The organism is Streptomyces sp. NPDC047117 (assembly GCF_040643545.1).
In the GTDB taxonomy this organism is placed as follows: domain Bacteria; phylum Actinomycetota; class Actinomycetes; order Streptomycetales; family Streptomycetaceae; genus Streptomyces.
In genome coordinates this window covers 1-11,403 of record NZ_JBEYUN010000042.1, presented here as the reverse complement: position 1 = coordinate 11,403, position 11,403 = coordinate 1, and the positions used below count along the sequence as shown (strand labels likewise).

The 11,403-nt window shown below is 71.0% G+C and carries 6 protein-coding genes; 3 read left to right on the top strand and 3 right to left on the bottom strand.

What is annotated here, in order from left to right:
* Positions 1 to 118 precede the first annotated feature (118 nt).
* Complete coding sequence (locus ABZ840_RS37485; RefSeq protein ID WP_361568510.1) at positions 119 to 2,632, bottom strand: DUF3516 domain-containing protein; 2,514 nt, start codon at positions 2,630 to 2,632, stop codon at positions 119 to 121.
* Positions 2,633 to 2,807: 175 nt separating this feature from the next.
* On the opposite strand from ABZ840_RS37485, the gene ABZ840_RS37480 reads away from it, so the two are divergent.
* Positions 2,808 to 3,599 (top strand): metal-dependent hydrolase, encoded by a 792-nt coding sequence (locus ABZ840_RS37480; protein WP_361568507.1) that lies wholly within the window; start codon positions 2,808 to 2,810, stop codon positions 3,597 to 3,599.
* A 689-nt stretch (positions 3,600 to 4,288) separates the two neighbouring features.
* Here the strand turns inward: ABZ840_RS37480 and ABZ840_RS37475 are convergent.
* Complete coding sequence (locus ABZ840_RS37475; RefSeq protein WP_361568504.1) at positions 4,289 to 6,070, bottom strand: ABC transporter ATP-binding protein; 1,782 nt, start codon at positions 6,068 to 6,070, stop codon at positions 4,289 to 4,291.
* Positions 6,067 to 8,346, bottom strand: a complete 2,280-nt coding sequence (locus ABZ840_RS37470) for an ABC transporter ATP-binding protein (RefSeq protein ID WP_361568501.1) — start codon at positions 8,344 to 8,346, stop codon at positions 6,067 to 6,069. Before ABZ840_RS37470 ends, ABZ840_RS37475 begins: the two co-directional genes overlap by 4 nt.
* 336 nt (positions 8,347 to 8,682) lie before the next feature.
* On the opposite strand from ABZ840_RS37470, the gene ABZ840_RS37465 reads away from it, so the two are divergent.
* On the top strand, positions 8,683 to 9,576 hold the full coding sequence (locus ABZ840_RS37465) for a hypothetical protein (protein WP_361568498.1): 894 nt from the start codon (positions 8,683 to 8,685) through the stop codon (positions 9,574 to 9,576).
* 347 nt (positions 9,577 to 9,923) lie between these two features.
* Positions 9,924 to 11,279, top strand: a complete 1,356-nt coding sequence (locus tag ABZ840_RS37460) for a cation:dicarboxylase symporter family transporter (RefSeq protein WP_361568495.1) — start codon at positions 9,924 to 9,926, stop codon at positions 11,277 to 11,279.
* The last annotated feature ends 124 nt before the right edge of the window (positions 11,280 to 11,403 follow it).

The window sequence follows — 11,403 nt, the reverse complement described above, 5'->3', positions numbered from 1 at the left end:
CGATTTCGCGGATCCGGGCAGCATGGTTTTCACGACGCGGCCGATGGCGGGCTCGGAGCTCGCCGGGGAGAACGGAACGGCCGCGACAGAACGGCCGGGACCGGGCAGATCATTCTGGTCAGAGCTGGCCCACGGAGGTGACGCGCACGACCGCGCGGCCCTCTTCGTCGGACGCGGCGAGGTCCACCTCGGCGGAGATGCCCCAGTCGTGGTCGCCCTTCGGGTCGGCGAAGGTCTGGCGCACGCGCCACAGGCCGTGCTCCTCGTCCTCCTCGATCTGCAACAGCTTGGGGCCGCGGGCGTCCGGGCCGGTGCCCAGGTCCTCGTACTCGTCCCAGTAGGCGTCCATCGCGTCCGCCCAGGCGTCCTCGTCCCACCCGGAGTCGGCGTCCATCTCGCCCAGCTCCTCGACCTTGTCCAGCGCCGCGAGCTCCACCCGCCGGAACATCGCGTTGCGGACGAGCACCCGGAAGGCCCGCACGTTCTTGGTGACCGGCTTGACCTCGTCGGCGTGCTCCATGGCCTCCTCGGCCGTCTCCTCCTCGGGGTTGGCGAGCTGTTCCCACTCGTCCAGGAGGCTGGAGTCGACCTGGCGGACCATCTCGCCGAGCCAGGCGATGATGTCCTCGAAGTCCTCGGACTTCAGGTCGTCGGGCACGGTGTGGTCGAGCGCCTTGTACGCGCTCGCCAGATAGCGCAGCACGATGCCCTCGGTGCGGGCCAGCTCGTAGAACGAGACGAACTCCGTGAAGGTCATGGCTCGCTCGTACATGTCGCGGATGACCGACTTGGGCGACAGCGGGTGGTCGCCGACCCAGGGGTGGCTGCGGCGGTAGAGGCCGTACGCGTGGGAGAGCAGCTCCTCCAGCGGCTTGGGGTACTCGACGTCCATGAGCCGCTCCATGCGGTCCTCGTACTCGACGCCGTCGGCCTTCATCTGGGCGACCGCCTCGCCCTTGGCCTTGTTCTGCTGGGCGGCCAGGATCTGCCGGGGGTCGTCCAGGGTGGACTCCACGACCGAGACCATGTCGAGCGCGTAGGAGGGCGACTCGGGGTCGAGCAGGTCGAAGGCGGCCAGCGCGAAGGTGGACAGCGGCTGGTTGAGCGCGAAGTCCTGCTGAAGGTCGACGGTGAGCCGCACGATCCGGCCCTCGGCGTCCGGCTCGTCCAGCCGCTCCACGATTCCGCCGTCCAGCAGGGAGCGGTAGATGGCGATGGCGCGCCGGATGTGCCGCAGCTGGTTCTTGCGCGACTCGTGGTTGTCCTCCAGCAGCCGGCGCATGGCCTCGAAGGCGTTGCCGGGCCGGGCGATCACGGAGAGCAGCATCGCGTGGGTGACGCGGAAGCGGGAGGTCAGCGGCTCCGGCTCGGAGGCGATCAGCTTCTCGAAGGTGTTCTGCCCCCAGTTGACGAAGCCCTCGGGAGCCTTTTTCCGTACGACCTTGCGGCGCTTCTTCGGGTCGTCGCCCGCCTTGGCGAGCGCCTTCTCGTTCTCGATGACGTGCTCGGGCGCCTGCGCGACCACGAAACCGGCGGTGTCGAAGCCGGCCCGCCCGGCCCGCCCCGCGATCTGGTGGAACTCACGGGCCCGCAGGGTGCGCACCCGGGTCCCGTCGTACTTCGTGAGCGCGGTGAACAGCACGGTGCGAATCGGCACATTGACCCCCACACCGAGGGTGTCCGTCCCGCAGATCACCTTCAGCAGGCCGGCCTGGGCCAGCTTCTCCACCAGTCGCCGGTACTTCGGCAGCATGCCGGCGTGGTGCACGCCGATTCCGTGGCGCACGTACCGCGAGAGGTTCTGCCCGAACTTGGTGGTGAAACGGAAATTGCCGATCAGCTTGGCAATCTCGTCCTTCTCGGCCCGGGTGCACATGTTGATGCTCATCAGGGCCTGCGCCCGCTCCACGGCCGCGGCCTGCGTGAAGTGCACGATGTAGACCGGAGCCTGGTGCGTCTCGAGAAGCTCGGTCAGCGTCTCCGTCATCGGTGTCGAGCGGTACTCGTACGACAGCGGCACGGGCCGCGTCGCGGACCGGACGACCGAGGTCGGCTTGCCGGTGCGCCGCGTCAGGTCCTTCTCGAACATCGCGACGTCACCGAGCGTCGCCGACATCAGGACGAACTGCGCCTGCGGCAGTTCCAGGATCGGGATCTGCCAGGCCCAGCCGCGGTCCGGCTCGGCGTAGAAATGGAACTCGTCCATGACGACCTGGCCGATGTCGGCGTCCTTGCCGTCCCGCAGCGCGATCGAGGCGAGCACCTCGGCGGTGCAGCAGATGACGGGGGCGTCGGCGTTCACGGAGGCGTCGCCGGTGAGCATGCCGACGTTCTCGGTGCCGAAGAGCTTGCACAGGTCGAAGAACTTCTCCGAGACCAGTGCCTTGATGGGGGCGGTATAGAAGGTGACCTGGTCGTTGGCCAGGGCGGTGAAGTGCGCACCCGCCGCGACAAGGCTCTTACCGGAGCCGGTGGGGGTGGACAGGATGACGTTCGCCCCCGAGACCACCTCGATCAGTGCCTCCTCCTGGGCAGGGTAGAGCGAGATGCCCTGCTCTTCGGCCCAGGTCGAAAAGGCTTCGAAGAGGGCATCGGGGTCGGCGTCGTTCGGGAGATGATCGATGAGGGTCACGCCCCCATACTGCCTTCCCCGACCCCGGAAGCGGGAACCGGCGGGTCCTACAGTGATCATCTGACGCTACGCTGTGTCGCCGACCGCGCGTCAGCTCCGCGACGCCCAGCGCCGGCGGCGCGAGGCGGGGGAGTATCGGCGCGAGAACAAAAACGACAAGGGGTGGGGAACAACCATGATGGGACCGGCGCACTCGCTGTCCGGGGCCGCGGCCTGGCTGGGGGTGGGCGCGGCGGCCGGTGCCCTGGGTCACCCGATGCCCTGGCCGGTGGTCGTCGTCGGCGCGCTGATCTGTGCCGGTGCGGCCCTCGCCCCCGACCTGGACCACAAGGCGGCCACGATCTCCCGTGCCTTCGGGCCGCTGTCGCGGGGGCTGTGCGAGGTCGTCGACAACATTTCGCACGCCGTCTACAAAGCCACTCGGATGAAGGGGGACGCCCGCCGGTCCGGTGGTCACCGCACCTTGACCCACACCTGGCTGTGGGCGGTGCTCGTCGGGGCCGGTATGTCGGTCCTGGCGGTGCAGGGCGGCCGCTGGGCGGTGCTCGGCATCCTCTTCGTGCACATGGTGCTCGCCATCGAAGGGCTGCTGTGGCGGGCGGCGCGGGTCTCCAGCGATGTGCTGGTGTGGCTGCTGGGCGCGGCCACGGCGTGGATCCTCGCCGGGGTGCTGGACCAGCCGGGGAACGGCTCGCACTGGCTGTTCACCGAGCCGGACCAGGCGTACCTGTGGCTGGGCCTGCCGATCGTGCTGGGTGCGCTGGTGCACGACATCGGCGACGCGCTGACCGTCTCGGGCTGCCCGATCATGTGGCCCATCCCGATAGGCCGCAAGCGCTGGTACCCGGTGGGCCCGCCCAAGGGCATGCGCTTCCGTGCCGGCAGCTGGGTGGAGCTGAAGGTCCTGATGCCGATCTTCACCCTCCTCGGCGGCATAGGCGGCCTGACGGCCCTCGGCTTCCTCTAGACCCTCGGCCGCTTCGTACCGACGGCCCGCGTGAGCGGGCAGACGGAGCCCGTGCCACGAGTGCGGGCGCCGCGCCGAGTGCATCCCGTAACGATCAAGAGCGGGCAGCTACGGCACGCGGGGCGCTGTACCGGCCCGATGCGGACAGGGCCGATGCGGACGGATCCGACCCGGACGGGCCCGTTGCGGGCGGCGGCTCCCCGCGGCAGCCGTCCCCTCGTGCCGGCGCGGCCGAAGCCGAACCTCCGCTCCTTGAGGAGACACGCCCCGAGAACGGATCGCCCCCAATGTGCGGGCCGCCCCCAGTGTGCGGGCCGCCCCCAGTGTGCGGGCCGCCCTCCGGGGACAGGCCATGCCCTGAGGAGAGGCCACGCCCACGGGGCGGGCCGCACCCGGACGACCGGCCGAGCCCAGGGACCGGGCTGAACCGGGCCCCGGGTGCCGAAGCTCGGCCCGTCGCGGAGGGAGCGCATACGCGCCGGGGCCGGGAGGACGGCCCGGCGGAGCCTCGGCGGCAGTCCTCGCGGGCCGAGCTTCCGGAAACCCCGCAGCGGTCCCGGCCCGCCGCGTACCCCGGCTGCCGTCCGGGTCCGGGCCGTCCAGCCCTGGGCCGTCCAGTCCCAGGGCGTTCGGGCCTGGGCCGCCGTTCGAGCCCGGGCCGTCCTGAGATGGCGATCGCGGGTGTTGGGTTACGCGTGCCAGGAGCGCCAGAGGGCGGCGTAGGGGCCGTTGGCGGAGACGAGTTCGTCGTGGGTGCCGAGTTCGGTGATGCGGCCGGCCTCGACGACGGCGATGACGTCCGCGTCGTGGGCCGTGTGCAGCCGGTGGGCGATGGCGACGACCGTTCGGCCGTCCAGCACCTTGCCGAGCGAGCGCTCCAGATGGCGGGCGGCCCGCGGGTCGAGGAGCGAGGTGGCCTCGTCCAGGACCAGCGTGTGCGGGTCCGCCAGGACCAGCCGGGCCAGTGCGATCTGCTGGGCCTGCGCCGGGGTCAGTGCGTGGCCGCCGGAGCCGACCTCCGTGTCCAGCCCCTTCTCCAGTCCCCTCGCCCAGCCGTCCGCGTCGACCGCGGCCAGCGCCGACCACAGGTCGGTGTCGTCCGCGCCCGTACGGGCCAGCAGCAGGTTGTCGCGCAGCGAACCCACGAAGACATGGTGTTCCTGGTTGACCAGTGCCACATGGGCACGCACCCGCTCGGCGGGCATCCGGGACAGTGCGGCACCGCCGAGGGTGACCTCGCCCTTGCGGGGCGCGTAGATGCCGGCGAGGAGTCGGCCGAGTGTGGACTTGCCCGCGCCCGAGGGGCCGACGAGCGCCACGCGGCTGCCGGGCCGTACCCGCAGCGACACGTCGTGCAGAACGTCCACGTCGGCGCGGTAGCCGAAGCGGACACCGTCGGCGCGGACGTGCCGGCCGTCCGGGGCGATTCGCTCGTCCGCCGCCTCGGGTTCGATCTCCCTCACCCCGACGAGCCGGGCGATCGACACCTGGGCCACCTGGAGTTCGTCGTACCAGCGCAGGATCATGCCGATCGGCTCGATCATCATCTGGGACAGCAGCGCACCCGTGGTCAGCTGGCCGATCGTCATCCAGCCCTGGAAGACGAAGACGCCGCCGAGCATCAGCACGGACCCGAGGTTCAGGGTGTGGGTGCCGTTGATCACCGGGAAGAGGACCGAGCGGAGGTAGAGCGTGTACCGCTCCCACTGGGTCCACTCGCGGATGCGCCGCTCCGACAGCCGGGTGCGGCGGTCGCCGAGCCGGTGCGCCTCGATGGTGCGCCCCGCGTCGACCGTCTCGGTGAGCGCGGCGGACACCGCGGCGTATCCGGCGGCCTCGGAACGATAAGCGCTCGGCGCCCGTTTGAAGTACCAGCGGCACCCGACGATCAGCAGGGGCAGCGGGACGAGTGCGGAGAGGGCGAGCGGCGGTGCGGTCAGGCCGAGCGCCCCGACCAGCAGGCCGATCCAGACCACGCCGATGGACAGCTGCGGCACGGCCTCCCGCATCGCGTTGGCCAGCCGGTCGATGTCCGTCGTGATGCGGGAGAGCAGGTCCCCGGTGCCGGCCCGCTCCAGCACGCCGGGCGGCAGTCCGACGGACCGTACGAGGAAGTCCTCGCGCAGGTCCGCCAGCATCCGCTCGCCGAGCATCGCCCCGCGCAGCCGGACCATCCGTACGAAGAAGGTCTGGATGACCAGGGCGATCGCGAACAGGCCGACGGTGCGCTCCAGATGGATGTCGCGCACACCGTCGGAGAGGTCCTCCACGAGGCCGCCGAGGAGATACGGGCCGACCATCGAGGCGATGACGGCGATGGCATTGACGGTGACGAGGAGGATGAATGCCTTGCGGTGACGGCGGATCAGCCCCGCGACGTAGCTGCGTACGGTCGCGGGGGAGCCGACGGGGAGGATGGTCGTCGTACGTGCGGCTTCCGGATCGTGCTCCGGCGGCGCCAGGCCGATCATGCCGTCTCCTCGATCGATTCGAGCGCGCCCACTCGGGCGCGCGAGGGGGTGGATCCGGTGGATCCGTCCGTCTCCCGCAGGAGTTCCGCGTGACCGTCATCCGGGAAGTCCTCGGGACCGTCGTCCAGAAGCTCCTCGGAGCCGTCATCCGCGCAGTCGTCGACCCCCGGGCGGTCGACGGCCCCCGTGCGGTCGGCAGTCTCCGTGCGGTCGGTAGTCTCCGAGTGGCCAGTGCCCTCCGAGCGGTCGGCGGGCTCGGGCGCCGTGCGGGCGCGTTCCTCGTCGGTCTCGCGGGTGACGACCGCGTGGTAGGCCGGTGTGGTGCGCAGGAGTTCGCGGTGCGGGCCGACGGCGGTGACCTTGCCGTCGGGCAGGAACACCACCCGGTCCGCACGGTCCAGCACCAGGGGGCTGGAGGTGAGGACGACCGTGGTCCGGCCCTTGCGCAGGACACGCAGGCCGTCGGCGATCCGGGCTTCGGTGTGCGAGTCGACCGCGCTGGTCGGCTCGTCGAGCACCAGTACCTCCGGATCGGTGAGCAGCGAACGGGCGAGCGCGAGCCGCTGGCGCTGGCCACCGGAGAGCGAGCGGCCGCGTTCGGTGATGCGGCTGTCCATCGGATCGTCCGACCCGTCGGCGCCGGCCTGGGCGAGCGCCGCCAGTACGTCGTCGCACTGCGCGGCGACCAGGGCCTGCCGCGCGGTGACGGCGCCGGAGGACGGTACGTCGAAGAGTTCCCGCAGCGTTCCCGACAGCAGTACCGGGTCCTTGTCCTGGACCAGCACGGCCTGCCGGGCGGCGTCCCGCGGTACGTCGTCCAGGGCGGTACCGCCCAGCTCGACGGAGGGCAGCCGCAGCTCGGCGGAGAGGGGCGTGCGCGTGCCGCGCGTGGACCCGGCTTCGTCCGCCGGGCCGGTACACGAGGACGCGCCCTCCGCTGCCGCATCCGCCTTCGGGGACACGGCTGCCTGCGCATGCTCGGTCGCCCGGGCCCGCGAGCTTTCCTGAACCACCGGAACCACCGGATCGCCCCCGTCGGCATCCTCCGACTCGTCCAAAGCGCTCTCGTCCAGGGGGCTTTGGCCCAAAGCGCTCTCGTCCGGGGCACTCTCGTCCAAAGCGCTCGCCGGGTGGCCGCCCAGGCGTTCCGCGAGTCGGCCCGCTGCGTCCGGGTCGCCGCAGACGACCGCCGTGAGGTGGCCGGCCGGGGCCAGCAGGCCCGTGGCCGGGTCGTACAGGTCGCCGTCGAGCGGGGCGTGGTCGGTGACGCGGCCGTCGACCGGGCGGCTGAGTGCCAGGACGCGGGCGGCCCGCTTCGCGGACGGCCGGGAGAAGGAGTACGCCTGCGCGATCTCCTCGAAGTGCTGCAACGGATAGAGCAGGAAGGTGACCGCGCTGTACATCGTGACCAGCGCGCCGACCTCGATACGGCCGTCCAGGGCCAGCCGCGCGCCGTACCAGACGACCGCGATCAGCAGCAGTCCCGGGAGCGCGACCTGTACGGCCGAGATCAGCGACCACATCCGGGCACTGCGCACGGCGGCCCTGCGGACGTCCTGGGAGGCGGTGCGGTAGCGGCCGAGGAAGAGTTCCTCGCCGCCGATGCCGCGCAGCACACGAAGGCCTGCGACGGTGTCGGAGGCCAGCTCCGTGGCGTGCCCTGCCTTCTCGCGCTGTTCGTCGGCGCGGCGGGTCGCGCGGGGCAGCAGCGGCAGCACGGCGAGCGCCACCACGGGTACCCCGACCGCGACGACGACGCCCAGGGTGGGCTGGTAGAGCACCAGCGCCACACATACGCCGACGGAGGTGAGCGCGGCGGCCGAGAAGCGGGAGATGGCCTCCACGAACCAGCCGATTTTCTCCAGGTCACCGGTGCTGACCGCGACCACTTCGCCGGCCGCGACCCGCCGGGTCAGGGCCGAGCCCAGCTCCGCGGTCTTGCGGGCGAGCAGCTGCTGGATGCGGGCGACGGCGGTGATCCAGTTGGTGACGGCGGCGCGGTGCAGCATCGTGTCGCCGACCGAGACCAGCACGCCCAGCAGCACCATCAGCCCGCCCGCGAGGGCGAGCCGGGCGCCGGAGCGGTCGGCGACGGCCTGTACGGCGATGCCCACCGGCAGCGGGAAGGAGGCCACGGCGCCGGTGTGCACCAGCCCCCAGGCCAGGGCCTTGAGCTGGCCGCCCAGTTGCCGGCGGTAGAGCCAGACCAGGAAGCGGCCGCCGGTACGGACGTCGGGGACACCCGGGTCGGGATGCGGTAGATCGCGAATCTGCATGACGTCCAAGCGTTTCGTCGGGTCAGGGGCCGGGCGTGGAGCTCCGGCCGGAAAGCGGGCCGGGTGCTCCCGCCGGCGCGGTGGGCGCAGCGGAGCAGGGCAGGGCTGAGCCACTCGCTGCCGCTTGCACCCGCGACAGGAGCAGGGCGGAGCCATGGAAGGTTGGCGTGGAATGGCCGCGAATTTCAATCGTTTTTCTGGCGGAACGCACGGATCGGGCCACGATGTGCGGCCATGTGCGGCCTCGGGTGTCGCCTCGTCCGCGGGGGTCACCTCAACGTCCGCGGTGTCCCCTCGACCGATCATGTGTCGGCCGTCGGTGCGACCATGGGAGCCATGCGGAGTACAGGTGAGACGGTGGGGCAGGCACGGACGGTCACGGGGATACGGACGGCCGCGCTGGCCGCCGCGGGGCTCGTGCTGGTCGCGGGCTGCGGCGGCTCGGGGCAGCAGGGCGAGAAGGCCGCCGGGCGCGCGGGGCATCCGAGTGCCACGCCTGCCACGGGTCTGAAGCGCATCCCCGGGGTGGGGGAGCGGCTGCAGTCCCGGATCCCGGCCGATTCCCGGCAGGTGATCGCGGTGTACGGGGACGGCAAGGACGACACCACCTCGACCGTCGTGCTGTACACGAAGGGTGAGAAGGGCGCGGCGGACAACGCGCACAAGGACACGGACAAGGGCGCGGCGGACAACAAGGCATCCAAGACCGCCAAGGCAGCCAAGACATCCAAGGCCGCCAAGAGCGGCGCGAACGGCGCGGACACGAACGGCACCGGCGCCGACACCTGGAGCCGCGACCGGACCTGGCAGGGGCACAACGGCAAGCGTGGCTGGGCCCTGGACCATCACGAGGGGGACAAGCGCAGCCCGGTGGGGGTGTACTCGCTGTCCGACGCGGGCGGTGTGCTGCCCGACCCGGGCGCGAAGCTGCCCTACACCGCGACCGCGGCCTTCACCCCGCCCTCGTACTGGGCCAAGAAGACCCGGCACGACTTCGACTACGTCATCGCCATCGACTACAACCGCGACAAGGGCGTCTCGCCGCTGGACCCGGCCCGGCCCGAGGGCCAGTCCAAGGGTGGCAGCATCTGGCTGCACATGGACCACGGGAGCGGTACGTCCGGTTGCGTGAGCATCCCCAAGTCCGGCATGCGGTACCTGCTGCGCACGCTCGACCCCGCGCAGCACCCCGTCGTGGTCATGGGGGACAAGGCCGACCTGAAGGCCTGAGTCACCCGCCGACACCCGCCGACACCCGCTGACACCGAATGACGCCCGATGAAGGCGGATGACACCCGACAAAAGCGGATGCCACCGGATAACGCCTGGCATCACGGGCCACGCCCCCCTGATGCCACCCGGTACGACCCCGTCACGGCACGGTGGCGGGGACGTGTACCGACGGTTGCTTGGAGATAGCTCCAAGATTTTCTTCGATGTAACACCGGACTCTTCTCTGAGGCACAGGGCTCAGCCATAGTGGCGGACCGCGGAAGTCCTTTTCCGTATCCCAAAATCCGTCCAAGGGAGAGCCCGTGCCGCTCGCCACCGGATCGCTCGCTCGCCGGGCAGGCCGCATGTTGCGCACCAGTCTGTTCACGCAGGTCCTCGTAGCCCTGTTCCTCGGAGTCCTCGTCGGACGGCTGTGGCCGGAGTTCGGCTCGGCCGTCAAACCGCTCGGCGACGGCTTCGTCCGCCTCATCAAGGCGATGATCGCCCCGCTCGTGTTCTGCGTCGTCGTCGCCGGCATCACCAAGGCCGGCGATCTCAAGGCCTTCGGCCGGATCGGCCTCAAGGCGCTGATCTGGTTCGAGGTGGCGACCACCGTCGCGCTCGTCGTCGGGCTGCTCGCGGGGAATGTCTTCGCGCCCGGTGCAGGCATGCACGTCGACCCGTCCTCGCTCGACCAGAGTGCCGTCGACGAGAAGACCGGCGGCGGGCACCTGCCCTCCACCGCGCAGTTCATCCTCGAATCGCTGCCGGACAGTGCGGTCGGGGCGTTCGCGGAGAACTCGCTGCTCCAGGTCCTCGTCCTGTCCTGCCTGGTGGGCGCGGCGCTGCTGCACCTCGGTCAGACGAAGGTGCCGCAGATCCTGCCGTTCATCGAGCAGGCGCAGGACGTCGTCTTCACGATCGTCGGCTACATCATGCGTCTCGCGCCGCTCGCCGTCTTCGGGGCCACCGCTCACCTCGTCGGCGAGTACGGCCTCGGCGCGATGACGACGTACGCGAAGCTGATCGCGGTCTGTTACGGCGTCGCGCTCGCCTTCCTCGTGCTGCTGGGACTCGCGCTCAAGGCCGTCACGGGCCTCAGTCTGTGGAAGTTCGTCCGCTACACCCGTGAGGAGCTGCTGCTGGCTCTCGGTACGGGTTCCAGCGAGACGGTGATGCCGCGGATGATGCAGAAGCTGCGGGCCGCGGGCTGCCGGGACGACGCGGTGGGCCTGGTCCTGCCGACCGGCTACTCCTTCAACCTCGACGGTGCGTCGATCTACCTCTCCATCGGCACCCTCTTCATCGCGCAGGCCGTCGGGGTCGATCTGTCGATAGGTCAGCAAATCACCGTTGTGCTGGTACTGATGCTGACCAGCAAGGGCATGGCGGGCGTGCCGGGTTCGGCGTTCCTGGCGCTGTCGGCGACCGCGTCCGCGCTGGGCGTCATCCCCGCCGCGGCGGTGGCGCTGTTGCTCGGCGTCGACCGGATCATGGACTCGATGCGGGTGGCGACCAACCTGCTCGGCAACTGCGTCGCGGTCTTCGCGGTCTCCCGCTGGGAGGGTGCGCTGGACCGCGTGACGGCGAAGCGGGTCCTTGACGGCGAGACGCCGGCGGCCGCCCCGGAGACGCCCGCCGTCCCGAAGGTGCCCGCCTCCGAGACTCCTTCCAAGGCGTCTCCCGAGGCCGCTGCCAGGGACGTGTCTGTCGAGAAGTGAGCGACGGCGGGGCCGGGGTCAGGTGGGCGCCGAGACGAAGTCGCGGATCTCCTGGCGGGTGCGGGCGCGCAGTGCGGTGAGCGACTGGCGGGTCTCGACGGAGTGCAGTTCCGTGACGCCCGCC